The following is a 25,813-nucleotide window of genomic DNA, read 5'->3' on the forward strand; positions in this document are numbered from 1 at the left end:
CGCGTTTGACCACGGGGGCAAATTGATGTTCGGCAAGAGAGGCACAGCGGGAACGGCGGGACCGGGCGGTTCGGCAGGAGCGACGCACGACGCCCCGACAAGGCCGGCAGCACCCGACCCCGTCGAGGTCGCCACGGCTCCCGCTCCCGAGCCGGAAACGCCCGACGCTCAACCCGAGCCGGCACCGGCCGTCACGCCCGCCAAGCCGGCTGCGCGCTCCCAGTCCCAGCGCAACGAATCCTATTACGACACCAAGACGCAGGTTTTCTCCGCGCTGATCGAAACGATCGATCTGTCGCAGCTCGCCAAGCTTGATGGTGACAGTGCGCGCGAGGAAATCCGCGACATCGTCAACGACATCATCGCGATCAAGAACTATGCGATGTCGATCGCCGAGCAGGAGGAGCTGCTCGAAGACATCTGCAACGACGTTCTGGGCTACGGCCCTCTCGAGCCTCTGCTGGCCCGCGACGATATCGCCGACATCATGATCAACGGGCCGGACAGCGCCTATATCGAAGTGGACGGCAAGGTCCAACACGCCGACGTCAAGTTCCGCGATGCCCAGCAATTGCTTTCCGTGTGCCAACGGATCGTCAGCCAGGTGGGCCGGCGTGTCGACGAATCGAGCCCGATCTGCGACGCGCGTCTCGCCGACGGCAGCCGCGTCAACGTCATCGCCCCGCCACTGGCCATCGACGGCACCGCACTGACGATCCGCAAATTCAAGAAGGACAAGCTGACGCTCGATCAGCTGGTCAATTTCGGATCGATCTCGCCTGAGGGTGCCACGCTGCTCCAGATCATAGGCCGGGTGCGCTGCAATGTGGTGATTTCCGGCGGCACGGGCTCGGGCAAGACGACGCTTCTCAACTGCCTGACGCGCTACATCGACGAGGATGAGCGCATCATCACCTGCGAGGATTCGGCAGAACTGCAGCTGCAGCAGCCGCATGTCGTGCGGCTTGAAACCCGCCCGCCCAACCTCGAGGGCGAAGGCCAGATCACCATGCGCGATCTCGTCAAGAACTGCCTTCGCATGCGTCCCGAGCGGATCATCGTCGGCGAGGTGCGCGGACCGGAAGTGTTCGACCTGCTGCAGGCCATGAACACCGGCCATGACGGGTCCATGGGCACCATCCACTCCAACTCGCCCCGCGAATGTCTCAGCCGTATCGAATCGATGATCGCCATGGGCGGCTTTTCGCTGCCCCAGCGCACCGTGCGCGAAATCATCGTCGGCTCGGTCGACGTCATCGTTCAGGCGGCACGCCTGCGCGACGGCTCGCGCCGGATCACCCACATCACCGAGGTGGTCGGCATGGAAGGCGACGTGATCATCACCCAGGACCTGATGCTTTACGACATGCAGGGTGAGGACACCAACGGCAAGATCCTCGGCAAGCACCGCTCGACCGGCATCGGCCGTCCGGCCATGTGGGACAGGGCCCGTTACTACAATGAGGAGCAGCGTCTGGCGGCGGCGCTCGATTCCATGGAAACGGTCCAGAACTGATGGTGCAGTGGACAGCAGGCAGGGATAGGCAGCCATGACGATCATGGGCATTCCCGTCATCGTGATTGCCATCTTCGCGCTCGCCGCCCTCGGTGTCGGCGGCGTGCTCTATGCGTTGCTGTACAACAGGGTGCAGATCGAGGAGAAATCCGGCAAGCGCCTTGCCGCCATCAGCAGTCGCAGCTCCGACACCAAGGTGCGCAAGGCCGCTGTCGAACGCCTCAATGAAGGCCAGAAGCGCCGCAAGCAGGTCAGCGAATCCCTTGATGATCTCGAAAAACGGAACAAGGATCGCGAAAAGCACATCACCAAGCCGTCGCTGAAGATGCAGATCAAGCAGGCCGGCCTCAATATCGAGATGCGGACCTTTTATCTGATGTCGGCCGGCCTCGGCGGTGCCCTGGCGGTCATGGCGCTGGTGGCTGGCCTTGGCCTCATCTACGTGCCGGCCGTGTTTTTCGCCGGCGCTTTTGGCGTGCCGCGCTGGATCGTCGCGTTTCTGCGCAAGCGCCGCATGAAGCAGTTTCTCGACGAGTTTCCCAATGCCATCGACGTCATCGTCCGGGCTATCAAGTCGGGCCTGCCGCTAAACGACGGGATCCGCCTGATCGCGGGCGAGGCCAAGGAGCCGGTCCGTACGGAGTTCGGCAGGATCGTCGAGGCGCAGCAACTGGGTGTGCCGACGCCCGAAGCGTGCATGCGCATGTACAACCACATGCCGGTTCCCGAGGCCAGCTTCTTTGCGATCGTCATCCAGATCCAGCAGCAGGCCGGCGGCAACCTGTCCGAAGCGCTCGGCAACCTGTCGAAGGTGCTGCGGGCGCGCAAGCAGATGAAGAACAAGGTCGCCGCCATGTCGATGGAAGCAAAGGCGTCCGCCGTCATCATCGGTGCCCTGCCGCCCGTCGTGATGTTTCTCGTCTATCTGACGAGCCCGGAGTACATCATGCTGCTGTTCACGACCGATACGGGGCTGTTCATTCTCGGCGTGTCGCTTGTCTGGATGTCGATCGGCATCTTCGTCATGCGTCAGATGATCAATTTCGAGGTGTGAGGTCCGGCCATGATATCGACCATTGTCCAGACCGCCACGTCACCGCAGTTCGTCTTCGCCGTGCTCGTTTCGGTCGCCGTGTTCGCCACCATCCTCACGCTGCTCACGGCGGTGACCGGCGGCAGCCAGCTCAAGAGCCGGATGAAGATGGTCGCAACCGAGCGCGACGAGATTCGCGCCCGCGAGCGCGCTCGGCTGGCCACCGAAAAGGTTCAGGGCAAGGGGTCGCTGCGCGTCGATGAGTCCAGGTTCGCCGGCATCAAAGGCGTGGTCGACCGGCTCGATCTGCGCAAGGCGCTGGCCGACGATGCGACGGTCAAGAAGCTTCGGATGGCCGGTTTCCGGGGCCAGCAGCCGCTGAACATGTTCCTGTTCGCCCGCTTCGTGCTGCCGTTTCTGTTTCTGGCCGTGGCCATCTTCTACATTTTCGGCCTGGGCAACTTCAGCGAACACTCGACCATGATGCGTTCGTTCATGTGCGTCGGCGCCGCCTATGCGGGCTTTTATGCGCCCAATCTGTATGTCAGCAACCTCGCAGGCAAGCGCGGCAACTCCATCCGCAAGGCCTGGCCCGATGCGCTCGACCTGATGCTGATATGCGTCGAGTCGGGCATGTCCGTGGAAGCCGCGTTCAAGCGCGTGTCCGTGGAGATCGGCACGCAATCGGTGCCGCTTGCCGAAGAGTTGGTGCTGGTCGGCGCGGAACTGTCCTATCTCAGCGAACGCCGGCAAGCCTACGAAAACCTGGCCAAGCGTACCGGCCTCGACTCGGTCCAGGCCGTCTCCCAGGCGATGATCCAGGCCGAACGTTACGGCACGCCCATCGGCTCCGCGCTGCGCGTTCTGGCCAACGAAAGCCGCGAACAGCGCATGACCGAAGCCGAGAAAAAGGCGGCCGCGCTTCCGCCCAAGCTGACCGTTCCGATGATCGTCTTCTTCCTGCCGGTCCTGTTCGGCGTGATTCTCGGCCCGGCCGGCATCCAGGTCTCGCAACAGGGCGGCATCTTCGGCGGAGGGTGATCGCATCGCGCCCGACACGACAAAAAGGGCCCGCCAAATGGCGGGTTTTTTGTCGGGGGTTGCGGTCGTTCGCGGGGGGCGGGCGGACGGATCGTCAGTTGGCGGCGTTCTGCCGGTCTTCCTGCTCGATCAGGTTCCAGGCATTTTGCTGCGCCAGCATCTGCCGCAGATAGGCGATGTTGGTCTCGGCCTGGTCGGGCGTCATCTCGCGGCGGGCAATGTCCTCGGCTTCGGCGAACCGGCCCTGAAGACCGACGATCAGCGCCAGATTCTGCCGCACGCGGCTGTCCGCGCCGGGCTGTTGCACCGCCGTGCGCAAGTGCCGTTCCGCCGTCGGCAGATCGCCCTGCAGCATGTGGCTCATCGCAAGGTTCGACAGGACCGAGGGTTCGTTCGGGCGGATCTGCAACGCTTTTTCATAGCGCTGGCGCGCCTCGTCCGGACGCCCTGTCTGATCGTAGATCGCGCCCTCGGCCGAAAGCAGTTCCCAGTCAGGCTGCGTCGGGTCCTGCGCCCGCTGGATCGCGTCGAGCGCGGCCGGAAACTGACCGGCACCGGCGAGTGCCTTGCCGTAGGCGGCCAGAACCTGCTTGTCGCGCGAATGGGTGATCGCAGCCTTGCGCATCACGGCCAGCGCCTGCTCGTTCGCGCCGTTCATCCGCAGCACGGATGCATAGGCGATCGCCACCGACTTGTCGTTCGGGTTGCGTTCGTACTGGCGGCGGTGGCTGGCCAGCGCCGATTGCAGTTCCGTGCCGCTCAATTGCGCGATCGGCTTGTTGCCCGCCGGCCCGATCGATCCGGTCGTCAGGTTGCTGTTGGCACACCCGGCCAGAAGACCGGCCAGCAGCACAGCGACACCGAGGCGGGCGGGCCGGTGCAGGTTCGATGAACCGATAGGCTTGGACATCGCGATACTCCACGAAGCAGGGCCGGCACGCGGCATGCGTCCTTTTGCGGGCGTAACTCCGCATTAACCTCTGTTAACCAGCGATAATCTGTTAACCCTAACGGATGGTTAATCCCCGGCGCCGAGGACATGATGGCTGATCGACTGACAATGCTGGCTCCTGACGAAGCGCGAGCCGACGCCCGTCCGGTGTGGATCGCCGGGGGCGGCGCATCAGGCGTCCCCGCGCCGGTCGCGGCATGGCTGGAGACAACGGGCTTCGAAGCCGAGGCCGGGGCCGTCGCCCTCGTGCCCGCGCCGGACGGCGGCGGCGTGGCAGGGGCGGCCATCGCCCTGGGCGAACCGGCCGATCCGTTCGCGCTTGGCGCGCTCGCCGGCAAGCTGCCGGCGGGTGACTGGTTCGTCGCCAATCCCGATGAGACCGATATCGGGAAGGCGACGCTGGGTTTCTGCATGGGCGCCTATCGTTTTGACCTGTACCGTACGCCGCCGGCCAAACGCATCCGGCTCGTGCCCGACAAAGCGGTCGATCGCGCGCGTCTCGAAGCGGTTGCGGGCGCGGTTTCGCTGACCCGCGATCTCGTCAACACGCCGGCCAATGACATGGGGCCGGCGGCGATCGAGGCGGCCGCCCGGACGTTGGCAGCCGGCCACAAGGCGGTCGTCAAGGTGATCGCCGGAGAGGAACTGATCGCCAAGAAGCTGCCGATGATCCATGCGGTCGGTCGTGCCTCGGCAACGCCGCCGCGCCTGATCGACATGAGGTGGGGAAAAAAGACCGCACCGAAGCTGACACTGGTTGGCAAGGGCGTCTCGTTCGACACCGGCGGCGTCGGCATCAAGCCCTCGGGCTCGATGCGCAACATGAAGAAGGACATGGGCGGCGCGGCCAACGTTCTGGGCCTGGCCGCCATGATCATGTCGATGGAACTGGGCGTGCGGCTGCGTGTGCTTATCCCCGCTGTCGAGAACGCGATCTCCGGCAATGCGTTCAGGCCCGGTGACGTCTATCCGACGCGCAAGGGCCTGACCGTGGAAATCGGCCACACCGATGCCGAGGGCCGGCTGGTGCTGGCCGATGCGCTGGCACTGGCCGATGAGGAAGAGCCGGATCTGATCGTGGACATGGCAACGCTGACGGGTGCGGCGCGCGTTGCGCTCGGCCCCGATATCGTGCCCTTCTACACGGGAGACGATGCGCTGGCCGGCGCTTTGGCAAGGGCCGCCGAAGCCGAGCGAGATCCGCTCTGGCGCATGCCGCTCTGGCAGCCATACGCCCGCAACCTGTCATCGACGGTGGCGGACTGCGCCAATGTAACCGCCGACGGGTTCGCCGGATCGGTGACGGCCGCGCTCTTCCTGCAGAAGTTCGTGGCCGACAAGACGCCCTGGGTCCATCTCGACCTGTTCGCGTGGACGCCGAAGCCGAAGTTGCACGCGCCGGTCGGCGGCGAGGCGCAGGCGATCCGCGCCCTGTTCGCGGTTCTGGAACATCGTTACGGCGACCGGTGACCTCGCCCTTGTGTGCCACGGCTCGGACCGTCATATTGAAACGGTTCCGAAACGTTTGTGTGCGACCAGCGGACGATGACGGTCACATTGAGGCCCAGCCAGGCGCTCGCGCTCTGGCACCATGTATCGCTTGCCGAGGTGCGCGACAGCGCGCCGGACCTGACGACGCGCCAACTTGCCATCCTCCTGACGATCTACCTCGAACCGCCGCCCCATTCGGTGCGCGGGCTGGCCGCACATCTCGGCGTCACCAAGCCGGTCATCACGCGCGCACTCGACACGATGGGTGCCATGAAGCTGGTCACCCGGCATCGCGATCCGCGGGATCGGCGCAATGTGGTCATCGCCCGCACCGTTGACGGCGCGCTCTATCTGGAACGGTTCGCCGACGTCATCATCGCCAAGGCGAGGGAACTGCCCGCATGACCGAAAAGCCGCTTGATCCGCGCCTGCACGCCTTTCGCCGCGACTTGGCCGACGCCCGGTTGCGCGGTCTGGTCGATGCCAACCATTTCGCTGATGGCGAGGAACTGGTCGTCCGGGACGCCGTGGTCGATATGCGCACGCAACCGATGCCGCAGGCCGGTCTGGGCACACAACTGCTCCACGGCGACCGGGTTCGCATGTTTCAGTCCGATGAGGGCTGGGCCTGGGTTCAGGCCGAGCGGGACGGATATGTCGGCTATGTCGCTCAGCGTGCGTTGAGCAGACCCTTGGGCACGGCGTCCGGCACCCACCGCATCGCGGCGCCACGGACGTTCCTTTTCGATGAGCCGGATTTCAAGCGTCCCCCGGCCGACTGCCTTTCGATGGGCTCATTGATTTCGGTCGCTGAATTCGTCGAGAGCCGCAATGTCGCCTATGCGCGCCTCGACGACGGCCGCTATTGCCCGGCAGGGCACATCCGCGAGGCGGATGACCATGAGCCGGACTATGCGGCCGCCGCCGAAACGCTGCTTCACACGCCCTATCTGTGGGGCGGAACGTCCGCCTTCGGCATCGACTGTTCGGGCCTTGTGCAACTGGCCATGCTGATGGCCGGTCGGGCGGCGCCGCGCGACAGCGACATGCAGGAAGCGGAACTGGGCGAACCGGCCGATCCCGCAAACGGTCTTCGGCGCGGAGATCTCGTCTTCTGGATCGGCCATGTCGGCATCATGCGTGACGCCGAGACGCTGCTGCATGCCAACGCCAATGCGATGGCGGTTTCGAGCGAACCGCTCGGTCAGGCCATCGACCGCATCGCGGCTCTCTACGGGCAACCGACCGGCTATCGGCGTCCCTGACGGCGATCAGTAGCCGGCGTCGCGATCGACCAGATTGGTCAGCGGTTCACCGCGCTCATGTGATTCAATCTGGGCAATCATGGGCGGGATCAGTGCGGCGGGCACCGATGTGGCCGCCGCATGCGGCGTGATCGTCACGCGCGGATGGGTCCAGAGCGGACTGGTTTCGGGCAGCGGCTCGGCCTGGAACACATCGAGGCTGGCCGCACCCAGCCAGCCATTTTCCAGAGCCGCAAGGATGTCGGCCTCGTTCTGCAGATCGCCGCGGCCGGCATTGATCAGCACGGCCGGCCCCAGCGGTCCGCGCCGTTTCATCTTCGCAAACAGCGGTTTTGACAGGATGCCCTTTGTCTTCGGCGTCAGCGGCAAAAGGCACACGACGATGTCGCTGATGGCCAGAAAACCGTCGAGCCCGTCATCGCCGGCAAAGGTCGCTACGCCTTCGATTTTCTTTGCCGTCCGGCTCCAGCCCGCGACTTCAAAGCCGAGCGCGGCAAGCTTGCGCGCCGCATCGAGCCCGAGTACGCCGAGACCCAGAATGCCCACCGTCACGTCGCGCGCGGCCGGCTGCATCCGGTCTTCATGCCAGATTTTCTCCGCCTGCTGGCGCCGGTAGCGCGGCCCCTTGCGGTGATGGTCGAGCACCTGCCAGACCACATATTCGCTCATCCGCTCGGTCAGGTCGTCGGCGACGACGCGCACGATGGGCACGTCCGGAACATCGGGATCGGCGAAGATGTGGTCGACGCCGGCGCCGATCGAAAAGATCGCCTTGAGATTGGGCAGCCGGTTGAGAATGCCGGGCCGCTGCTTCCACACGACCGCGTAATGGATGGATGCGTCTTCGGGCCCGTCCGGTTCGGTGACAACCGTCCGGCCGGGTGCGGCCCGTTCGATCTCGTCACGCCACACGGCGGGATCGAAGCCGGTGACGGACAAAAGGATCGAGCCGGGGGAGGGTGCCATCGTGCGAACTCGCTTGCCAAAAATGCCTACTGGCTGACGACGCCGGCCGCGCTCGTCTTGATGTCGAAGGCGGCGGCCATCAGCGCCCTTGTGTAATCGGTTTCCGGCGCGTCGAAAATGGTGTCGGCCGACCCCTGTTCGACAATTCGGCCGCCGCGCATGACAATGACGTGATTGGCGAGCGCCCGCACCACTTTCAGATCGTGGCTGATGAACAGATAGGCCAGATTGTGCCTCTTCTGCAGATCGCGCAGAAGGTCGACCACCTGGGCCTGAACGCTCATGTCGAGCGCCGAAGTGGGCTCGTCCAGCATCAGGAATTTCGGCTTGAGCACCATCGCCCGGGCAATGGCGATGCGCTGGCGCTGGCCGCCGGAAAATTCGTGCGGATAGCGGAACCGCGTCTCGGGATCGAGCCCGACCTCGTCGAGGGCGGCGACGACGCGATCGTCGCGTTCGTCGGGGCTCAGGCCCGGTTCGTGGATCGCAAGGCCCTCGGCGACGATCTCGGCGATCGACATGCGCGGGCTCAGCGATCCGAACGGGTCCTGGAAGACGATCTGCAGATCCTTGCGAAGCGGCCGCATCTGACGGAACGAGCGTGCATCGATGGCCTCGCCAGCAAACCGGATACGGCCGTCCGACGAAATCAGCCGGCTGAGCGCCAGCCCAAGCGTCGTCTTGCCCGACCCGCTCTCGCCGACGACGCCGAGCGTCTGGCCTGCGCGCACCGTCACGTCGATCCCGTCGACCGCTTTGACGTGATCGACCGTCTTGCGCAGGAAGCCTTTTTTGATCGGGAACCAGACCTTGATCTGGTCGCCTTCCATCACGACGGGCGCGTCGGGGTCGGCGCGGGGCGGCTGGCCCTTCGGTTCGGCCGCGAGCAGGTGCCGGGTGTAGACGTGCTGCGGGTCGCCGAAGATCGCCTCGGTCGGCCCGGTCTCGACGATCTCCCCATCGGTCATCACGCAGACGCGGTCGGCGATGCGCCGCACAATGCCCAGATCGTGCGTGATGAACAGCATCGACATGTCCTGCTGCCGCTTGAGATCGTCGAGCAGTTCGAGGATCTGCGCCTGAACGGTCACATCGAGCGCCGTCGTCGGTTCGTCCGCGATCAGCAGCCTGGGCGTGTTGGCGAGCGCCATGGCGATCATCACGCGCTGGCGCTGGCCACCGGACAATTGGTGCGGATAGGCGCCAAGGCGCTTTTCGGGTTCGCGAATGCCGACCTGGTTGAGCAGTTCGAGCGTTCGGGCTCGCTGGTCCGCTTCGCCCATGCCCTGGTGCAGCCGCAACACCTCGCCGACCTGCTTTTCGATCGGGTGCAGCGGGTTCAGCGACGTCATCGGCTCCTGGAAGATCATCGAAATGTCGTTGCCGCGGACCGTGCGCAGTTCGTCGTCCGACGCCGCCAGCAAATCCTGCCCGCCGAACATGATCTGACCCGACGGGTGCGACGCGGCCGGATATTGCAGCAGCTTGAGCACGGACAGGGCGGAGACCGACTTGCCCGACCCGCTCTCGCCGACGAGCGCCACGGTTTCGCGCGCACCGATGTCGAACGAGATCGTTCTGACCGCATGGATGACATGGCCGCCTTGCGTGAAGTCGACGGAAAGATCGCGGACGGACAGGAGTGGTTCTGTCACAGCGCGGCCCGCACATCGGTATGGTGAAAATCGTTCCCCTTGAAGAGCAGCGGTTCGTTTCGAACCTTGGCCAGAGCGTAGGCGAAACAATCGCCGAGGTTGAGTTTGGCGGGATGGTGTCCCTTGCCGAAGCGGCGGAACGCTTCGATAGCCATGTTGGTTTGGTCTTTGTCTACTGCGACGAACTTCAAGCGCGTTCCTCGTTGAAAGAACTGCAATGATCGTGTGACGTCGGGCTTGTCATGCCTGGTTATGCGGGCATGGACCTCCCACCAATTGACGGCGGATATGAAAAGCGGAACCGTGTCGCTGAACAGGTAAGGCTCGTAGATGCCGCTGCCCTCTTCCTTCATGACAAACGCCACGATCGCTGACGCATCGACAATCATGCCGGAAAGCCGTCTTCATCATAAAGGTCGTCATGACTGCTGGTGTAGCCTGCCGGCAGTTCCTTCATCGAATCGCGGTGTGCGAGAAACTGCTCTCGCGCCTTGATCCGATGCCGTTGAGCCTCATCGGAGCGAGCTTGATCTCGTTCCAGCTCGCTTTCCAACGCGTCAAGGATCACGGCCGTCATGGTGGAATTGCGCTTGAGGGCGAGTTCCTTCGCCAATTGATGCACGCGCTCATTCTTGATGTTCAGACCCATCGTGGTCTCCGAGGTAGAATTCTACCTTCATATAGCACGCCTGTCGCATCACCCAAACGTCTTCCTGGGATCGAACGCGTCGCGCGTCGCCTCGCCGATGAAGATCAGCAGCGACAGCATGATCGAAATGACGATGAAGCCGGAAAAGCCGAGCCACGGCGCCTGGAGGTTGTTCTTGCCCTGAAGGATGAGTTCGCCGAGCGAAGCCGATCCCGGCGGCAGGCCGAAGCCGAGGAAATCGAGCGAGGTCAGCGTGGTGATCGACCCGTTCAGGATGAATGGCAGGAAGGTCAGCGTCGCCACCATCGCGTTCGGCAGGAGATGGCGGAACATGATCGTCCGGTTCGACACGCCGAGCGCGCGCGCCGCGTTGACATATTCGAAGTTGCGTGCGCGCAGGAATTCGGCACGGACGATGCCGACAAAGCCGACCCATGAGAAGATGAGCATGATGCCGAGCAGCACCCAGAAGCCCGGCGGCAGCACGGCGGCCATGATCAAGAGTATGTAGAGGACCGGGATCGAGGACCATATCTCGATCACGCGCTGGAAGATCAGATCCGTCCAGCCGCCGAAATAGCCCTGGATCGCGCCGGCGGTGACGCCAATCACCGCCGAGGCGATCGTCAGGATCAGCCCGAACAGGACCGATATGCGGAAGCCGTAGATCGTCCGCGCCAGGACGTCGCGCGCCTGGTCGTCCGTGCCGAGCCAGTTGAAATTGCTCCAGTGGCAGTTCGGATCGTCGATGCCGCCGGCATAGCGCGCGCACAACTCCTCGCGGCTGTCGAACATGAAGGCCGGCTTGGAGGGCGCGGTGGTCGGCACCTCCTTGTTGACGGTCCTGTAGGAATAGCGGATCGGGGGCCAGACCATCCAGCCATTGGCCTTGATCTCGTCCTGGATGAACGGGTCGGTGTAGTCGGTGCGCGCCAGGAACCCGCCGAATTTCTCCTCGGGATAGTTGACGAAGACCGGCGTCAGAAGTTCGCCCTTGTAGGAGACCAGGATCGGCCGGTCGTTGGCGATGAATTCGGCAAACAGCGACAGGACGAACAGGACGAGAAACAGCCACAGCGACCAGTAGCCGCGCCGGTTGGCCTTGAAGTTCTGCCAGCGCCGCTGGTTGAGCGGCGAGAGGAACGGCCGCCGCCGTCGCGGTATGGCGCCGTCCCGTCCGAAAGTGGGTTCGTCAACCGTCTGGTCCATGTCAGACCTCCCGGCTTTCGAAATCGATGCGCGGGTCGATCCACGTATACATCAGGTCCGACAGAAGGCTGACCAGCAGTCCCATCAGCGAGAAGATGTAGAGCGTTGCGAACACCACCGGATAATCGCGGTTGACGACCGAGGTGAAGCCCAGAAGGCCGAGCCCGTCGAGCGAGAAGATCGTCTCGATCAGGAGCGATCCGGTGAAGAAGGCCGAGATGAACGCCGCCGGAAAGCCGGCGATGATGATCAGCATCGCGTTGCGAAACACATGGCCGTAAAGCACTTGGCGCTCGGTCAGGCCCTTGGCCCGCGCGGTGATCACATATTGCTTGCGGATTTCGTCGAGGAACGAGTTCTTGGTCAGAAGCGTCGTCGTCGCGAACGCCGACAGCACCATTGCGGTCAACGGCAGCGTCAGGTGCCAGAAATAGTCGACGATCCGTTCCGGCCATGACAGTTCGGCCCAATTGTCGGAGACGAGCCCGCGCAGGGGGAACCAGTCGAAGAACGATCCACCGGCGAACAGGACGATCAACAGGATTGCGAACAGGAAGCCGGGGATGGCATAGGCGACGATGATCACGCCCGACGTCCACACATCGAAGCGCGAACCGTCCGACACCGCCTTGCGGATGCCGAGCGGAATGGAGATCGCATAGGAGATCAGCGTGATCCAGAGCCCCAGCGACACCGACACCGGCATCTTTTCGAGGATCAGGTCGATGACGGTGATGTCGCGAAAATAGCTCTCGCCGAAGTCAAACCGCAGATAGTCCCAGATCATGTTGCCGAACCGGACGAGCGGCGGCTTGTCGAAGCCGAACTGGCGCTCGAGATCGGCGATGAACTCGGGGTCGAGCCCCTGCGCGCCGCGATAGCGCGAACTGGCCCCGCCGCCTTCGACGCTGCTGCCGAACTCATCGGCCCCGGAAACCTCGCTGCCGCCGCCGGTGAAGCGCTCGGTCGCATCGCCCCCCTGGCCGGTCAGTTGCGCGATGACCTGCTCGACCGGCCCGCCCGGCGCGAACTGCACGATGACGAAGGAAATCGCCATTATTCCGAAAATGGTCGGAACCATGAGCAGAATGCGGCGAAGGATATAGGCGCCCATTGCTCAGCGTCTCCGCGCGCGCGGGTCGAGGGTCGGAATCGTTATCGCCTCATGCCTTGCCAATCGCGCGCGCCTTTTCCTCGTCGATCCACCACAGCGCCTCGATCGGCCAGAAATAGTCCGGCTTGTCGTCGAAACCGAACATGTCCCAGTAGGCGATGAACTGATTCGCTGCGCGCCAATTTGGAATCCAGTCGCGCCGCAAACGCAACACCCGGTCCAGAACACGCATCGCCGTGCGGTAGGCGTCGCGATCGGGGGCCGCGCCCACTTCGGCGATCAGCGCGTCGACCAGCGGATCGGCCGCGCCGGTCCAGTTGCGCGAGCCGGGCAGGTCGGCCGATGCTGCGCCGAACACGCCCTCGAGGCTGCTCTGCGTCGGTGTCGGCGTCCAGCCAATGGCGCGCCCAACCATGTCGAAATCGAAGTCGCTGGTGCGCGCCTGATATTGCGCGGGATCGACCAGTCGCAGGCTGGCATTGATGCCGACCAGGTTCATGGTGCGCACATAGGGGCCGTAAATGCGCTCGAAGATGGACGACCGGATCAGCATCTCGACGTCCAGCGTCTCGCCGCCGGCATTGCGCAGCCGGCCCTCGCCGTCCGCCCTCCAGCCGGCCTCGGCGAGAAGGCGGGTCGCCTCGCGCAGCCGCGCCCGGTCGCGGCCCGACCCGTCGGCGGCCGGCTGCATGTGGGCTTCATCACGGATGCCTTCGGGCAGGTCGTGATCGGCTGCAAGCTTGTCGATCAGCGCGGTTTCGGCAACGTCCGGCAGGCCCGACGCCTCATATTGCGATCCGGCAAACAGCGAATGGCTGCGCTCATAGAGCCCGTAGAACAGATTCTGGTTGGTCCACTCGAAATCGAAGCACAGCGCGATCGCATCGCGCACCCGCCGGTCGGCGAACCGTTCGCGCCGCTGGTTGAGCGCCCAGGCCTGCATGGATGGCCGCACATCGGCGTCGATCAGGGACTGGACCACCCGGCCGTCCGTGATCGCCGGAAAATTGTATTCGGTCGCCCAGGTCTTGGACGTGAACTCGCGCCGCCAGGTCACCTCGCCCTTCTTGAACGCCTCGAACCCGGCCTGTCGCTCGGTGAAGAACTCGATGCGGATCGTCTGGAAATGGTTCTGCCCCGCACCGGTGCCGATCGCCCGGGCCCAATAGTCCTCGACGCGCTCGAACTCGATGAAGCTGCCGGCATTGAAGCGGCCGACCTTGTAGGGGCCGGACGCGAGCGGCGGCTCGAGCGTCGATGTGTCGAACGTCCGGTCGGCGTAATAGGCCGCCGACTGGATCGGATAGGTCGATGCGATCGTCAGGATGGCCTGCGCCGATTGCGTGCCGTCGAACACCAGCGTCACGGTCCGCGCGTCCTCGGCGATCACCTCGGCGAGCGGCCGCAGCGGCAGCGACAGGTCCGGGTGCCCCTGCGCCTTGATCGTATCGTAGGTGAATTTGACATCGCCGGCGGCGATCGGCGCGCCGTCGTGAAAGCGCGCAATGTCCCGGAGCAGGAAGGTGAAACGGTTGCCGTCCTCGGAGATCGTCACAGTCTCCGCGACATGGCAGTAGATCGCGTCGGGCTCGTCATGGGCCGACACCATCAGCGTGTCGAAACACATCTCCATGCGCGGCGGCGCATCGCCCCTGCGCACGAAAGTGTTGAGCGTGTTGAAGGATTGGTAGTTCTGGTTGAAGTACAAGTACCAGGGCTGGAAGTTGAACACGCCGCCCGCCGGCGCGTCCGGGTTGGCATAGTCGAACCGGGCAAATCCGGCGGGGTATTTCAGGTCGCCGAAGGCGGACAGGCCGTGCAGAGGCGTGCCGCGCGCATTGGCCGCCGGAGACAGTCTCGGAAACATCGCCGAGGCCGCAAAGCCGCCTGCTGCGACGGCCAGAAACCGCCGCCGGTCGATGATCATTGCATCGCCTCCGGCCTCACCCACCAGGACTGGAAGTCGATACCGGCATAGGCCGGCTGGCTGTCGACGAATCCGAACTTGTCCCACCAGGCGATCCATTCGTCCGCCGAGTGCCATTGAGGGATGTAATAGTGGTTCCACAAGAGCACGCGGTCGAGCGCGCGGGTGGCCGCCACCAGTTCGTCACGGTCGTCGGCGAAGATGATTTTTTCGATCAGCGCGTCGACGACCGGGTTCTCGATGCCCGACATGTTGCGCGAATCCGAACTGTCTGCCGCCGCAGACGACCAGAAGTCGCGCTGCTCGTTGCCCGGCGACAGCGACTGGGCGAGAACGACCGTCGTCATGTCGAAATCGAACTCTTCGAGCCGGGCGATGTACTGGCTGGCATCGACAATGCGAATCTGCGCGTCGATGCCGAAGCGGCGCAGATCCTCGGTGAACTGGCCGGCAATGATGTTGGTCGTTTCAGAGGCGCCCAATATCTCGATGGCAAAGGGTTCGCCAGTTTCGGCATTGACCCATGCGCCATCGCGCGGCTCCCAGCCCGCCTCGCGCATCAGCCCCGCCGCGATGCGCTGGTTCTCCCGGTTCCTGGCGCGATCGCCGCCGACCGGGTTTTCGAATGGCATCGTGAACAGTTCGGCCGGCAGTTCGTCACGGTACTCCTCCAGGATTTCCAGTTCCCGGCCTTCGGGCACGCCGGACGCCTGCAACTCGCCGCCTTCGAAGAAACTGTCGGTGCGCGTACGCTGGCCGGCCAGCTGCAATCGGTTGATGCTCTCGAAATCGAACAGGTGCGCCAGCGCCTGGCGGACCCGCCGGTCGGCGAACTTGTCGCGCCGCATGTTCATCGCAAAGCCCTGCATGGGCTTCGGGCTGGTCGTCGGAAAGGCCCGCTTCTTCACCTGGCCTTCCTCGAAGGCTGGGAAATTGTATTCGCCGGCCCATCGCGACGACCGTGTTTCGGTGCGGAAATCCTGGATTCCGCCCTTCTTGAAGGCTTCCCAGATCGGCGTGGCATCGAGAAAATAGGTGTAGGCGATGCGGTCGAAATTGTTCCGGCCCAGATTGACGCCCAGATCGGCGCCCCAATAGTCCTCGACCCGCTCCCAGGTGATCGATCTGCCTGCGTCGAACTCGCCGATGCGATAGGGGCCGGAACCCAGCGGCGGCTCGAGTGTCGGCTGGCTGACGTCGCGCGGGTTGCCGTCTGCACCGGTGCCTTCCCACCAGTGCCTGGGCAGGACCGGCATGTCGCCAATGATCTGCGGCAGTTCGCGGTTGCCGGTCTGGTCGAACGAGAACTTGATGTCGGTCGCGTTGAGGATCTCGGTCCCGGTGATGTTCTTGTAGTACTCGCGATAGAGCTGGCTGTGCTCGGTCAGGACGTCGAACGTCCAGACGACGTCGTCGGGCGTGACCGGTTCTCCGTCATGCCAGCGCGCGTCCGGATCGAGCCGGTAGACGACGAAGGAATAGTCCTGCGGAAAGGTATAGGCCGCCGCAAGGCGCGGATGGCTGGTCGACGGTTCGTCGATCGACTGCGACAGAAGCGTGTCGTACAGGAGGCCGCCGCCGAACCCGGCAAGGCCGGCAGCCGGCGTCCCGCGGATGATGTAGGGATTGAAGCTGTCGAACGTGCCCTGAACGGCAAGGTTCACCGTGCCGCCCTTGGGCGCATCGGGATCGGCATGGTCATAGTGCCGGAAGTCGTCGCCATATTTGCTCGGTTCGATCAGGGAACTGGTGGTCACCCAGCCACTGGCCTCCTGGGCCTCGGCATCGCCGATTGCGATCATGGTCATCAGGCAAGCGGCGCTGGCGATCAGCAACTTCATGGGCACCTCCGCGATTGATCTTGCCAATCACAGTAGGGGCGTTTGCGGCGATTCAAAGCCCCAAACGACGATCGGCCCGGCGAAAACCGGGCCGACCTGGCTCACTTGTGCGTCAGTTGGGCCTATTCGGTCGCCGTCGTTTCAGCCGCATCGCCCTCGGCGGCGGCTTCTTCGGCCGGGGCCGCTTCGGGCTCGGGCAGCGCGACCGGGCTGTCGTTCTGCGTTGCAAGCCAGGCGATCAGGTCGGCGCGCTCGCCGTCGCGGGGCAGGCCCGCGAAGCTCATCGAGGTGCCGTCGATGTAATCCTTGGGGGCAGCCAGGAAGTTGTTGAGCGAGTCGAAGTCCCACACCGTGCCGCCTTCGGCATAGTCCTGCATGGCCTGCGAATAGCGGAACTCGTCATAAAGGGCCACTTCCTTGCCCACGATGTTCCACAGGTTCGGTCCGGTCTTGTGGCCTGCACCGCTTTCGATGTTGTGGCAGGACTGGCACTTGCGGAAGACGCCTTCGCCATTGCTCGCATCGGCGCTGGCGAGAAGAACCGAGATCGGCACGTCCACCTCTTCGACCGCCACCGCGGTGCCTTCGCTTTCCTCGACGATGATCGCGAAGCCTTCCTGCTCGGGCGCCTGGTGCGAAAAGATCGCGTCGCTCGCCAGTCCGACGGTCATCACGACAAACACGGTCCCCAGGAACGCGCCTGCATACATGGTGGTGTTCATAAAAAGCCTCTACCCGATCATCAGCCGCCGGCGCACCTTTCGTGCACGCGCGAAGTGGCCGTTTCCTATGTCTTTTGTCCGGGGCTTGCAACACCTATAAGGTCGAACCCGCTGAGACGTTTTGCCACCATTCCGACCCCCGGTTCAGGCCTTCATGACACCGATCATCCTCATTCCCGCGCGCATGGCCTCGACCCGTTTGCCGGGCAAGCCGCTGGCCGACATTGCCGGAAAGCCGATGATCGTCCATGTCGCCGACCGGGCGCGCGACGCCGATTGCGCCGATGTCGTGGTTGCCGTCGACGATCAGCGGATCGCCGAAGCGGTCGCCGCGCATGGCCATCGCGCGGTGATGACGCGGCCCGATCACCCTTCGGGCTCGGACCGCATCTTCGAGGCGCTGGAGGCGGTCGATCCAAGCGGCGATATCGATGTGGTGATCAATCTTCAGGGCGACCTGCCGACGCTCGATCCGGCCATGGTCCGTGCCGCGATCGCCCCGCTCCAAAACGCCGCCTGCGACATCGCGACGCTCGGCAACGAAATCGCCGACGAGGGCGAAAAGACCGATCCCAACATCGTCAAGATCGTCGGTACGCCCGTGGCCCGGGATACGCTCAACGCGCTCTATTTCACGCGCGCCACGGCGCCCTGGGGCGACGGCCCGCTCTACCACCATATCGGCATCTATGCCTATCGGCGCGCGGCGCTTGCCCGTTTCGTCGGCCTGCCTCCTTCGGCGCTGGAACAGCGCGAGCGGCTCGAACAGCTGCGCGCGCTCGAGGCGGGCATGACCATCCATGCCCGGCTTGTTGACACCGTGCCGTTCGGGGTCGATACACCGCGCGATCTGGAGCGGGCGCGCACTCTTTTGGCGTGAGCGCGAACAGGAAGAACCAAACCCATGGACGAGAACGCCAGAACGCTGATCGCCTTTCAGGGCGAGCCCGGAGCCAATTCCGACACGGCATGCCGGAACATGTATCCGGCGATGACGCCGATGCCGTGCCCGACCTTCGAGGATGCGTTCACCGCGGTCGACAAGGGCGCGGCCGCCCTGGCGATGATCCCGATCGAGAACACGATCGCCGGCCGGGTGGCCGATATCCACCATCTTCTGCCCGAATCCGATCTGCACATTGTCGGCGAATACTTTCTGCCCATCCATTTTCACCTGATGGCGCTGCCGGGCACGGACCGCTCGGCGATCCGCACTGTCCACAGTCACATTCACGCGCTCGGACAGTGCCGGAACTACATCAGAAGCAATGGCTGGGAAGCGGTGATCGCGGGCGATACGGCGGGCGCTGCCAAACTGGTCGCCGAGAGCGGCGATCCGGCCATGGCGGCGCTGGCGCCCGAACTGGCCTCCGAGATGTACGGCCTGGGCATACTCGAGCGCGACGTCGAGGATCAGGCCAACAACATCACCCGCTTCGTCGTCCTGTCCAAGGCGCCGTTCATCCCGGCGCGGCGCTCGGACGACGAACTGATCATCACCACATTCGTCTTCCGCGTGCGCAACATTCCCGCCGCGCTCTACAAGGCCATGGGCGGTTTCGCCACCAATGGCGTCAACATGACCAAGCTGGAGAGCTACCAGATCGGCGGCGCGTTCGTCGCGACCCAATTCTATGCCGACATTGAGGGGCATCCGGACGATGACAATGTGAAGCTGGCCTTCGAGGAGATCGGCTTCTTCTCTGACCATTTCCGGGTTCTGGGCGTCTATCGTGGCGCCGACCAGCGTCAGAAAAGCCGGCCAGGCTAACCGGCCGCGGCCCAGTTGCGGACGAGCAGTGACGCGATGGCGCCGCGCGGCGGCATTTTGAAGTCGTCCCCGCCACGCCCGTCCAGCACTTTGCGAACCTCACCGCGCGTGAACCAGCGCGCATCCTCGAGTTCGTCGTCGATGCGGATCGTCTCGGTCAAAGCCTCGCAATAGCAGCCGATCATCAGCGTATGCGGAAACGGCCATGGCTGGCTGGCATGATAGGCCACGCGGCCGATCGTGATGCCCGCTTCCTCTTCGGTCTCTCGCCGCACAGCGTTCTCGATCGTCTCGCCAGGCTCGACGAAGCCGGCAAGGCACGAATACATGCCCTCGGGAAAATGCAGGCTGCGGCCGAGCAGGCACCGCTGATTGTCAACGCTCACCGACAGCATGATGACCACCGGATCGGTGCGCGGGAAATGCTGGCCGTCGCATTGCGGGCATACGCGTTTGTAGCCGCCATCGGCCATCGCGCTCTTATGGCCGCATCGCGAACAGAAGCGGTGGGTGTCGTGCCAGGATATCAGAGCGGCGCCCTGCGCCAGCGCGCCGAGCGCGGGCGCGTCGAGCAGGCCCTGCACATAGATCGAGCGATAATCGATCGCCTTCAGATCGTCCGGCAGCGCCTCGACATCGGCATAGGCCGCCAGAACCGGCGTGCCGTCATCCTCGTAGCCCAGCAGCACCGCCCCGTCGGTGTCCGCGCCAAGCGTGTTCGCCGAAGCGACATCGAACCATGGATCGGCCGTTGTTCCGTTGGGCCGCAGCACGGCGCGGCCCGCACCGACCAGCAAGAGCCGGGCGCGCGGATCGGCCAACGCCTCGGGCACCGATGTCTCGCTGCGCTTTTCCGACCAGCGCTGCAGCCGGTTGCCGGCAAAGCCGGTCAGCGCCGAGGGTTCGGGCGCGGCAGCATCGGAAAAAAGGTCGGCCATGAGGGCTCCGAAGGGGGCAGTTTCAGCCGACTACCTACCGCCTCAGAACGCGTTTGAGAACCGCTCGATAAAGGCCTTGGCGGCACCGTTCTGGTAAGGCGTCGGCGTTCCGGCGCACCAGACCGGACCGGGCCAGGCCGGATCGCCCAGGTGCCGGGCGATGACATGCATGTGCAACTGCCGCACCTGGTTGCCGAGCGCGGCGACATTGATCTTGTCGGCGCCGGTGACATCGGCCAGCGCCTGGGCGATCTGCGTCGTCTCGAAGGTCAGCATGGTCTGGTCGAGCGGCGTCAGTTCGTGAATCTCCGTAATGCCGGAACGCTTCGGAACGAGGATCAGCCATGCAAAGCGCGAATCGTTCATCAGCCGCAACTGGGTCAGCCCCAGATCGGTCACGAACAAGCTGTCGCGTTCGAGCGTCGGATCGAGTTCGAAGTCCGTCATCGGGCGACGATAGCAGGTTTGCCCCCGAAAGCGACTTGCAAATGCTAGGCCGAAGGTCGATATGAGGGTCGGGAGGTTGGTGGTGGACGCGCCACTCGCCAACCGGGTCAGGTCCGGAAGGAAGCAGCCCTAACGAGATCCGGCACGGGTCACCGTGCCAGCCTCCCGCCTTTCCTTTTGCATCAGGCGTCGAATCCCGCCCGCTTCGCTGGTCAAGCCGGTCGCAACTGCGCTACATCTTCTCCATGAGCGATGCTTCCCCGAAAGATGCCGGCTATCGCGTGCTCGCGCGCAAATACCGGCCGGCCGATTTCACCGCGCTGATCGGGCAGGAGCCGATGGTGCGCACGCTGACCAACGCGTTCGCCGCCGACCGGATCGCCCAGGCCTGGATGCTGACGGGCGTGCGCGGTGTCGGCAAGACGACGACGGCGCGCATCCTGGCGCGCGCGCTCAACTACCAGTCCGACACGATCGACAAGCCGACGATCGACCTCACCGTGCCGGGCATCCATTGCCAGCCGATCATGGAGGGCCGGCATGTCGATGTGGTCGAGATGGATGCGGCGTCCCACACCGGCATCGACGACATCAAGCAGATCATCGATTCGGTGCGTTACGCGCCGGTGTCGGCCCGCTACAAGGTCTACATCATCGACGAAATCCACATGCTGTCCGAAAAGGCGTTCAACGCGCTTTTGAAGACGCTCGAAGAGCCGCCGCCCCACGCCAAGTTCATCTTCGCGACCACCGAGATCAGGAAGGTGCCGATCACCGTCCTGTCGCGCTGCCAGCGGTTCGACCTGCGCCGCATCGAGATCGCCGAACTGACCGCGCACCTGCGTTCCATTGCCGACACCGAAGAGGTGGCCGTCGACGACACCTCGCTGGCCATGATCGCCCGCGCCGGCGAGGGTTCGGTGCGCGACGCGCTGTCGATCCTCGATCAGGCCATCGCCCACGGCAACGGCACGGTCGATGCGAGCGCCGTGCGCGACATGCTCGGCCTTGCCGACCGCACCCGCGTCGTAGACCTGTTCGAGCATCTGATGGCCGGCCGCGTCACCGAGGCGCTGGACGGGTTTTCGTCGCTCTATCGGGCTGGCGCCGACCCGGTCGTCGTCCTCAACGATCTGGCCTCGTTCACCCATCTGGTCACCCGGCTGCGCTATGTGCCCGGCGCCGCCGCCGACGATCCGTCCCTGTCGCCCGACGAGCGCGAGCGGGGCATCGCCTTTGCCGAAAAGCTTCCGGTCACGGTGCTGGCCCGTGCCTGGCAGATGTTGCTCAAGGGCATCGGCGAATGCGAGAGCGCGGCGCGGCCCTTCGCGGCCGCCGAAATGCTGCTGATCCGGCTCGCGCATGCATCGACGCTGCCGACGCTGGACGAGGCCTTGAAGAAGCTCGACAGCGCACCGGCCGGCCCGGCGCAATCCGCCAACGCGCCTCCACCCGGCACGCAGGCGCCGTCGCACTCCGCATCATCGGGCTCATCGGAAACACCGCCGGCAATGGGACAGCGGCAACCGCTCGACCCCGTGCCGCAAGCCGCGCAGCCGGCGACCACCATGACCGCCGTTCAGCCGCACCCCGGCGGTGGAGCATCGGCCATGCGTCTCGTCGCCGAAAATCCGGAACCGGCACCAGCGCCCGAGCCGCCGATGGCCGCACCCGAACCGGCACAGCCATCCGTACCCGTTGCCGGCCTGCGGGACCTGGCCGATCTGGCCGACCGGCACCGCGACCCGCTGATGAAGGTGATCATCCGCAAATGCGTGCGGCTGGTCTCCATCGAACCGGGCCGGCTGTCGGTCAATCTGACCGAGGATGCCCCGCCGACGCTGCTCGGCGATCTGTCGCGCAAGCTCGGCGACTGGACCGGCACGCGCTGGATCGTGTCGGTCAGCCGCGAACCCGGCGGACGGACGCTGGAGGAGGTCGACGGCGAAAAACGCGACGCGCTGTTCGCCGATGCCGCGCGCGATCCCGACGTGTCGGCGATCCTGGGCGCCTTTCCGGGCGCGCGCGTCGTCGATGTGCGCGTCAACGATGCCGGCCCGCTGGACGTAATCGCCGGCGATACCGATATGGACGTGAGCGACGTCGTCGCCGACCCCGACGATCCGACCGATACCGACTGATCTGGAGACAACCATGCGCGACATTATGGGCCTGATGAGCAAGGCCAAGGAAATGCAGGAAAAGATGCAGGCCATGCAGGCCGAGATGGAAGAGATGACCGCCGACGGCACGGCCGGCGGCGGCATGGTCACCGTCACGCTCACCGGCAAGGGCGCGATGAAGGCCCTCAAAATCGATTCCTCCATGTTCTCCGAAGACGATGTCGAGATCCTCGAAGACCTGATTATCGCCGCCCATTCGGACGCCAAGGCCAAGATCGAGCAGATCGTCGCCGAAAAGACCCAGGAAATGACCGCCGGCCTGCCCCTGCCGCCCGGCATGAAACTGCCGTTCTGAGCCCGGCATCATGCTGTCGCGTCGCCGTTTCTCGAAGGGCGCGGCCTTGGCGGGCGCGGCATCGCTGATGCCGAAGATTGCAGGGGCAACCGACATGACCAACGCGCGCGCAGCGGGCTTCCATCTTCCGGCCGAGGACGATCCGCACGCGCGCACCTTCATGCAATGGCCGGTCAGCCGCCGGGTGCACCCCGATCCGGTGTTTCTCGGCATGGTGCAGCAGGCGATCGCCGACATCGCCAACGCGATTGCCGAGTTCGAGCCGGTCGTCATGCTGATGGACGCCAGCCACGAGCGGGCGGCGCGGCGCAGACTGTCGGACGCCGTCGAAGTGTGGGACGTGCCGACCGACGATCTGTGGGCGCGCGATTCCGGCCCCATGTTCGTTGTCGACGGCCAGGGCGGGCTTGCCGTCAGCCATCTGAATTTCAATGGCTGGGGCGGCAAGCAGGTGCACCGCCATGACGGTTCGATCGCAAGGCGGATTGCCGAGATCATGCAGCTCGAGCTGTTCGACAACGGGCTCGTCGGCGAGCCCGGCGGCGTCGAGACCGACGGCCACGGCACGCTGATCGCCCATGAAAGCTCCTGGGTGAACCCGAACCGCAACACTGGTTCGCGCGCGGAGGTCGAACGCCTGCTGCTCGATGCGGTGGGGGCGGACAAGATGATCTGGGCGCCCGGAATCGCCGGCGCCGACATCACCGACTACCACATCGATGCGCTGGCGCGGTTCGTCGCGCCCGGCACGATCCTGATCCAGATGCCCGAGGATATCGTGCCGGACGATCCGTGGTCGAAGGCTGCGTTTGAAACCCATGACATTCTGGCGGCGGCAACCGATTCACGCGGCGAACCGTTGGAACTTGTGGTCCTGCCCGAGCCGTTGGATGTTCGGGTGGATGGTCCCGAATTCGTCGCGTCCTACGTCAACTATTATGTCTGCAACGGCGCAGTGATCGCGGCCGGGTTCGGTGACCGGGAAGCCGACGCGATGGCCCGGGAAACACTGGCCGACCTTTATCCCGAACGAGAAATCGTGATGCTCGATGTCGATCCGGTGGGCGAAGTGGGCGGCGGCATCCATTGCGCAACGCGCGAGCAACCTGCGGTTTAGCATCATGGCACCGGCGGGATACGCCTCCGGAACAGTCGCCCGTCGACCAGCGCCAGCCCGACGCCGATCAGTGCCATGCCGATCATGTGGCGCGGCAGCAGCACCTCGTCGAGAAAGGCGATGCCCAGCAGGATCGCGCTGACCGGGACCAGGAACGTTACCAGCGACAGGTTCGTCGCGCCGGCGCCCGACAGGATGCGGAAGTAAAGCAGGTAGGCAAAGGCGGTCGAGACGATGGCAAGGCCGACGAGCGCCAGTACGCTGTCGACCTCCGGCATGGCGAGCGTCCATGGCCGGTCGACCGCGAGCATAAGCGGCAGCATCAGGACGCTCGATGCGGTCACCTGTCCTGTCGCGACCGCCAGCGGATCGATCGCCGCCTTGCGGAAGCGGCGGCCATAGACGGCGGCAAACCCGTACGCCAGCGCCGCGCCCAGACAGGCCATATAGGCCGCCACCGTGCCCCAGCCGCCGCCGACCGTGGCGCCGCCCATCATCACCGCCACCCCGCCAAGGCCCGCAAAGACGCCGGCGATGCGCGGCCCCGACAGTTTCTCGTCGTCGGTCCAGCAATGCGCGACGACGACGGTGAAGAGCGGCGTCATCGCGTTGAGGATGGAGGCGACGCCCGACGCGATCTGCGTCTGGCCGTAGACGATCAGCGTGAACGGGATGACATTGTTCAGCGCGCCCATCGCAAAGAACATGCGCCAGACGGCGCCGCTCCACGGCAACGCACGGCCGGTCGCCCGCAGATAGAGGTGCAGCGCGACGGCGGCGAGGGCGACCCGGAAGAACACGATCGTCAACGGCGGCAGGTCGCGCACGATCACGCCGTTGAAGAAGAACGATCCGCCGAACACGATCGAAAGCGTGATCAGCATCGCCCACTGCGCGGGCGACATGGCGACGTTGACGGCGGCGGGCTGCGACATGCGGGGCATTCTTGGCGACAGGCGGATTCGATCTCCACTAATGCCGAGCCGCGTCGCCCGCCACCCGTTTCTTGACGCGCTGGCGTTCCGGCTTTGCACGCCGGGCCGGACGGCCTAAATCAATGCCATGTCATCGAAACGAATCGCAGGCCCCGAGATCGAACGGCTGATCCAGCTTCTGGCCAAGGTGCCGGGTCTGGGCCCGCGCTCGGCGCGGCGCGCGGCACTGCACATGATCAAGAAGCGCGAGCAACTGCTGGAGCCGCTCGCCGGTGCGATGGCCGAGGCGGCGGCCAAGGTGACCATCTGTTCGACTTGCGGCAATGTCGACACCGCCGATCCCTGTTCGGTGTGCACCGATCCGCGCCGCGAGGACGCAACGATCATCGTTGTCGAGGATGTCGCCGATCTGTGGGCGCTCGAACGCGCCGCTGAAATGAACGTCCGCTATCATGTGCTTGGCGGCACGCTGTCGCCGCTAGACGGCGTGGGCCCTGACGATCTGAACATTTCAGGCCTGATCGATCGGGTTGCGGGGGGTGCCGTGCACGAACTGATCCTTGCGGTCAACGCGACCGTCGAGGGGCAGGCAACCGCCCACTACATCACCGCACAGCTCGAGGACACGGACGTGAAGATCACGCGGCTCGCCCACGGCGTTCCGGTGGGCGGCGAACTCGACTATCTCGACGAGGGCACGCTGTCGGCTGCCCTGCGCGCGCGCACCAACTTCTGAACCAGCGCCC

Annotated in this window: 25 protein-coding genes and 1 other RNA gene; 13 read left to right on the forward strand and 13 right to left on the reverse strand. The window is 64.7% G+C overall.

Annotation, left to right across the window (positions count from 1 at the left end; all coding sequences use genetic code 11):
- The first annotated feature begins 25 nt into the window (after nt 1-25).
- The 3 genes from ACOQOU_RS12900 to ACOQOU_RS12910 are packed head-to-tail and all read left to right on the forward strand — an operon-like array spanning nt 26 to nt 3,590.
- Complete coding sequence (locus tag ACOQOU_RS12900) at nt 26-1,516, forward strand: ATPase, T2SS/T4P/T4SS family (protein WP_306025193.1); 1,491 nt, start codon at nt 26-28, stop codon at nt 1,514-1,516.
- A gap of 40 nt (nt 1,517-1,556) precedes the next feature.
- Entirely contained in the window at nt 1,557-2,570 is a 1,014-nt protein-coding gene (locus ACOQOU_RS12905) for a type II secretion system F family protein (protein WP_375567831.1), read from the forward strand.
- A gap of 9 nt (nt 2,571-2,579) precedes the next feature.
- On the forward strand, nt 2,580-3,590 hold the full coding sequence (locus ACOQOU_RS12910; RefSeq protein WP_109766843.1) for a type II secretion system F family protein: 1,011 nt from the start codon (nt 2,580-2,582) through the stop codon (nt 3,588-3,590).
- A 94-nt stretch (nt 3,591-3,684) separates the two neighbouring features.
- On the opposite strand, the gene ACOQOU_RS12915 is transcribed toward ACOQOU_RS12910, so the two are convergent.
- The gene (locus ACOQOU_RS12915; protein ID WP_109766879.1) at nt 3,685-4,500 is read right to left on the reverse strand and encodes a tetratricopeptide repeat protein; all 816 of its coding nucleotides are present in this window, start codon (nt 4,498-4,500) and stop codon (nt 3,685-3,687) included.
- A gap of 132 nt (nt 4,501-4,632) precedes the next feature.
- Between ACOQOU_RS12915 and ACOQOU_RS12920 the strand changes: the two genes are divergently transcribed.
- From ACOQOU_RS12920 to ACOQOU_RS12930, 3 genes are all read left to right on the forward strand, one after another.
- Entirely contained in the window at nt 4,633-6,012 is a 1,380-nt protein-coding gene (locus ACOQOU_RS12920) for a leucyl aminopeptidase family protein (protein WP_306025194.1), read from the forward strand.
- 75 nt (nt 6,013-6,087) lie between these two features.
- Nucleotides 6,088-6,438, forward strand: a complete 351-nt coding sequence (locus ACOQOU_RS12925; RefSeq protein ID WP_109769320.1) for a MarR family winged helix-turn-helix transcriptional regulator — start codon at nt 6,088-6,090, stop codon at nt 6,436-6,438.
- The gene (locus ACOQOU_RS12930) at nt 6,435-7,298 is read left to right on the forward strand and encodes an NlpC/P60 family protein (protein ID WP_306025195.1); all 864 of its coding nucleotides are present in this window, start codon (nt 6,435-6,437) and stop codon (nt 7,296-7,298) included. Before ACOQOU_RS12925 ends, ACOQOU_RS12930 begins: the two co-directional genes overlap by 4 nt.
- Before the next feature lie 6 nt (nt 7,299-7,304).
- On the opposite strand, the gene ACOQOU_RS12935 is transcribed toward ACOQOU_RS12930, so the two are convergent.
- From ACOQOU_RS12935 to ACOQOU_RS12975, 9 genes are all read right to left on the reverse strand, one after another.
- Entirely contained in the window at nt 7,305-8,264 is a 960-nt protein-coding gene (locus ACOQOU_RS12935; RefSeq protein WP_306025196.1) for a 2-hydroxyacid dehydrogenase, read from the reverse strand.
- Nucleotides 8,265-8,290: 26 nt separating this feature from the next.
- The gene (locus ACOQOU_RS12940) at nt 8,291-9,919 is read right to left on the reverse strand and encodes an ABC transporter ATP-binding protein (protein ID WP_306025197.1); all 1,629 of its coding nucleotides are present in this window, start codon (nt 9,917-9,919) and stop codon (nt 8,291-8,293) included.
- Nucleotides 9,916-10,308, reverse strand: coding sequence for a type II toxin-antitoxin system VapC family toxin (locus ACOQOU_RS12945; RefSeq protein WP_109769315.1), 393 nt, complete (start codon nt 10,306-10,308; stop codon nt 9,916-9,918). Before ACOQOU_RS12945 ends, ACOQOU_RS12940 begins: the two co-directional genes overlap by 4 nt.
- Nucleotides 10,305-10,568, reverse strand: a complete 264-nt coding sequence (locus ACOQOU_RS12950; RefSeq protein WP_109769314.1) for a type II toxin-antitoxin system VapB family antitoxin — start codon at nt 10,566-10,568, stop codon at nt 10,305-10,307. Before ACOQOU_RS12950 ends, ACOQOU_RS12945 begins: the two co-directional genes overlap by 4 nt.
- A 48-nt stretch (nt 10,569-10,616) precedes the next feature.
- Complete coding sequence (locus tag ACOQOU_RS12955) at nt 10,617-11,777, reverse strand: ABC transporter permease (RefSeq protein ID WP_109769313.1); 1,161 nt, start codon at nt 11,775-11,777, stop codon at nt 10,617-10,619.
- A 1-nt stretch (nt 11,778) separates the two neighbouring features.
- Nucleotides 11,779-12,891: a microcin C ABC transporter permease YejB gene (locus ACOQOU_RS12960; protein WP_109769312.1), complete on the reverse strand. Its 1,113-nt coding sequence runs from the start codon at nt 12,889-12,891 to the stop codon at nt 11,779-11,781.
- 49 nt (nt 12,892-12,940) lie between these two features.
- Nucleotides 12,941-14,818, reverse strand: coding sequence for an extracellular solute-binding protein (locus ACOQOU_RS12965; protein ID WP_306025198.1), 1,878 nt, complete (start codon nt 14,816-14,818; stop codon nt 12,941-12,943).
- Nucleotides 14,815-16,659: an extracellular solute-binding protein gene (locus ACOQOU_RS12970; protein WP_306025199.1), complete on the reverse strand. Its 1,845-nt coding sequence runs from the start codon at nt 16,657-16,659 to the stop codon at nt 14,815-14,817. Before ACOQOU_RS12970 ends, ACOQOU_RS12965 begins: the two co-directional genes overlap by 4 nt.
- A gap of 122 nt (nt 16,660-16,781) precedes the next feature.
- On the reverse strand, nt 16,782-17,381 hold the full coding sequence (locus ACOQOU_RS12975; RefSeq protein ID WP_109769309.1) for a c-type cytochrome: 600 nt from the start codon (nt 17,379-17,381) through the stop codon (nt 16,782-16,784).
- Between the two features lie 154 nt (nt 17,382-17,535).
- Here ACOQOU_RS12975 and ACOQOU_RS12980 point away from each other — a divergent pair, with 154 nt between their 5' ends.
- Both ACOQOU_RS12980 and ACOQOU_RS12985 read left to right on the forward strand, forming a co-directional pair.
- Nucleotides 17,536-18,261 carry a 3-deoxy-manno-octulosonate cytidylyltransferase gene (locus tag ACOQOU_RS12980; RefSeq protein WP_109769308.1) on the forward strand — a complete coding sequence of 242 codons (726 nt, stop codon included), beginning with the start codon at nt 17,536-17,538 and terminating at the stop codon, nt 18,259-18,261.
- 24 nt (nt 18,262-18,285) lie between these two features.
- Complete coding sequence (locus ACOQOU_RS12985) at nt 18,286-19,152, forward strand: prephenate dehydratase (protein WP_306025200.1); 867 nt, start codon at nt 18,286-18,288, stop codon at nt 19,150-19,152.
- Here the strand turns inward: ACOQOU_RS12985 and nudC are convergent.
- Nucleotides 19,149-20,090: an NAD(+) diphosphatase gene (gene nudC / locus ACOQOU_RS12990; RefSeq protein WP_109769306.1), complete on the reverse strand. Its 942-nt coding sequence runs from the start codon at nt 20,088-20,090 to the stop codon at nt 19,149-19,151. The genes ACOQOU_RS12985 and nudC overlap by 4 nt on opposite strands.
- Before the next feature lie 42 nt (nt 20,091-20,132).
- On the reverse strand, nt 20,133-20,537 hold the full coding sequence (locus ACOQOU_RS12995; RefSeq protein ID WP_109769305.1) for an HIT domain-containing protein: 405 nt from the start codon (nt 20,535-20,537) through the stop codon (nt 20,133-20,135).
- Between the two features lie 71 nt (nt 20,538-20,608).
- Between ACOQOU_RS12995 and ffs the strand changes: the two genes are divergently transcribed.
- The 4 genes from ffs (at nt 20,609) to ACOQOU_RS13015 (ending at nt 24,132) form a co-directional block, all read left to right on the forward strand.
- Nucleotides 20,609-20,706, forward strand: an RNA gene (ffs, locus tag ACOQOU_RS13000) — signal recognition particle sRNA small type.
- Nucleotides 20,707-20,782: 76 nt separating this feature from the next.
- The gene (locus tag ACOQOU_RS13005) at nt 20,783-22,678 is read left to right on the forward strand and encodes a DNA polymerase III subunit gamma/tau (RefSeq protein ID WP_306025201.1); all 1,896 of its coding nucleotides are present in this window, start codon (nt 20,783-20,785) and stop codon (nt 22,676-22,678) included.
- Between the two features lie 13 nt (nt 22,679-22,691).
- Nucleotides 22,692-23,015, forward strand: a complete 324-nt coding sequence (locus ACOQOU_RS13010; RefSeq protein ID WP_109769304.1) for a YbaB/EbfC family nucleoid-associated protein — start codon at nt 22,692-22,694, stop codon at nt 23,013-23,015.
- 94 nt (nt 23,016-23,109) lie between these two features.
- The gene (locus tag ACOQOU_RS13015) at nt 23,110-24,132 is read left to right on the forward strand and encodes an agmatine deiminase family protein (protein ID WP_306025202.1); all 1,023 of its coding nucleotides are present in this window, start codon (nt 23,110-23,112) and stop codon (nt 24,130-24,132) included.
- A gap of 2 nt (nt 24,133-24,134) precedes the next feature.
- Here the strand turns inward: ACOQOU_RS13015 and ACOQOU_RS13020 are convergent, their stop codons facing one another.
- A complete protein-coding gene (locus ACOQOU_RS13020) occupies nt 24,135-25,067 on the reverse strand; it encodes a DMT family transporter (RefSeq protein ID WP_306025203.1) in 933 nt (310 codons plus the stop codon).
- A gap of 127 nt (nt 25,068-25,194) precedes the next feature.
- On the opposite strand from ACOQOU_RS13020, the gene recR reads away from it, so the two are divergent.
- The gene (gene recR, locus ACOQOU_RS13025) at nt 25,195-25,803 is read left to right on the forward strand and encodes a recombination mediator RecR (RefSeq protein WP_306025204.1); all 609 of its coding nucleotides are present in this window, start codon (nt 25,195-25,197) and stop codon (nt 25,801-25,803) included.
- The last annotated feature ends 10 nt before the right edge of the window (nt 25,804-25,813 follow it).

The sequence above is a fragment of the Oceaniradius stylonematis genome (assembly GCF_965223445.1).
In the GTDB taxonomy this organism is placed as follows: domain Bacteria; phylum Pseudomonadota; class Alphaproteobacteria; order Rhizobiales; family Rhizobiaceae; genus Roseitalea; species Roseitalea stylonematis.

Excerpts from the sequence above, each read along its gene's own strand:
- ACOQOU_RS12995 (WP_109769305.1), bottom strand. The coding sequence starts at position 20,537 with ATGACGGACTTCGAACTCGATCCGACGCTCGAACGCGACAGCTTGTTC.
- ACOQOU_RS12950 (WP_109769314.1), bottom strand. The coding sequence starts at position 10,568 with ATGGGTCTGAACATCAAGAATGAGCGCGTGCATCAATTGGCGAAGGAA.
- ACOQOU_RS13010 (WP_109769304.1), top strand. The coding sequence starts at position 22,692 with ATGCGCGACATTATGGGCCTGATGAGCAAGGCCAAGGAAATGCAGGAA.
- ACOQOU_RS12925 (WP_109769320.1), top strand. The coding sequence starts at position 6,088 with ATGACGGTCACATTGAGGCCCAGCCAGGCGCTCGCGCTCTGGCACCAT.
- ACOQOU_RS12930 (WP_306025195.1), top strand. The coding sequence starts at position 6,435 with ATGACCGAAAAGCCGCTTGATCCGCGCCTGCACGCCTTTCGCCGCGAC.
- ACOQOU_RS12960 (WP_109769312.1), bottom strand. The coding sequence starts at position 12,891 with ATGGGCGCCTATATCCTTCGCCGCATTCTGCTCATGGTTCCGACCATT.
- ACOQOU_RS13015 (WP_306025202.1), top strand. The coding sequence starts at position 23,110 with ATGACCAACGCGCGCGCAGCGGGCTTCCATCTTCCGGCCGAGGACGAT.
- ACOQOU_RS12965 (WP_306025198.1), bottom strand. The coding sequence starts at position 14,818 with ATGATCATCGACCGGCGGCGGTTTCTGGCCGTCGCAGCAGGCGGCTTT.
- ACOQOU_RS13020 (WP_306025203.1), bottom strand. The coding sequence starts at position 25,067 with ATGTCGCAGCCCGCCGCCGTCAACGTCGCCATGTCGCCCGCGCAGTGG.
- ACOQOU_RS13005 (WP_306025201.1), top strand. The coding sequence starts at position 20,783 with ATGAGCGATGCTTCCCCGAAAGATGCCGGCTATCGCGTGCTCGCGCGC.
- ACOQOU_RS12900 (WP_306025193.1), top strand. The coding sequence starts at position 26 with ATGTTCGGCAAGAGAGGCACAGCGGGAACGGCGGGACCGGGCGGTTCG.
- recR (WP_306025204.1), top strand. The coding sequence starts at position 25,195 with ATGTCATCGAAACGAATCGCAGGCCCCGAGATCGAACGGCTGATCCAG.
- ACOQOU_RS12945 (WP_109769315.1), bottom strand. The coding sequence starts at position 10,308 with ATGATTGTCGATGCGTCAGCGATCGTGGCGTTTGTCATGAAGGAAGAG.
- ACOQOU_RS12970 (WP_306025199.1), bottom strand. The coding sequence starts at position 16,659 with ATGAAGTTGCTGATCGCCAGCGCCGCTTGCCTGATGACCATGATCGCA.
- ACOQOU_RS12980 (WP_109769308.1), top strand. The coding sequence starts at position 17,536 with ATGACACCGATCATCCTCATTCCCGCGCGCATGGCCTCGACCCGTTTG.
- ACOQOU_RS12935 (WP_306025196.1), bottom strand. The coding sequence starts at position 8,264 with ATGGCACCCTCCCCCGGCTCGATCCTTTTGTCCGTCACCGGCTTCGAT.
- ACOQOU_RS12975 (WP_109769309.1), bottom strand. The coding sequence starts at position 17,381 with ATGAACACCACCATGTATGCAGGCGCGTTCCTGGGGACCGTGTTTGTC.
- ACOQOU_RS12915 (WP_109766879.1), bottom strand. The coding sequence starts at position 4,500 with ATGTCCAAGCCTATCGGTTCATCGAACCTGCACCGGCCCGCCCGCCTC.
- ACOQOU_RS12910 (WP_109766843.1), top strand. The coding sequence starts at position 2,580 with ATGATATCGACCATTGTCCAGACCGCCACGTCACCGCAGTTCGTCTTC.
- nudC (WP_109769306.1), bottom strand. The coding sequence starts at position 20,090 with ATGGCCGACCTTTTTTCCGATGCTGCCGCGCCCGAACCCTCGGCGCTG.
- ACOQOU_RS12955 (WP_109769313.1), bottom strand. The coding sequence starts at position 11,777 with ATGGACCAGACGGTTGACGAACCCACTTTCGGACGGGACGGCGCCATA.
- ACOQOU_RS12985 (WP_306025200.1), top strand. The coding sequence starts at position 18,286 with ATGGACGAGAACGCCAGAACGCTGATCGCCTTTCAGGGCGAGCCCGGA.
- ACOQOU_RS12920 (WP_306025194.1), top strand. The coding sequence starts at position 4,633 with ATGGCTGATCGACTGACAATGCTGGCTCCTGACGAAGCGCGAGCCGAC.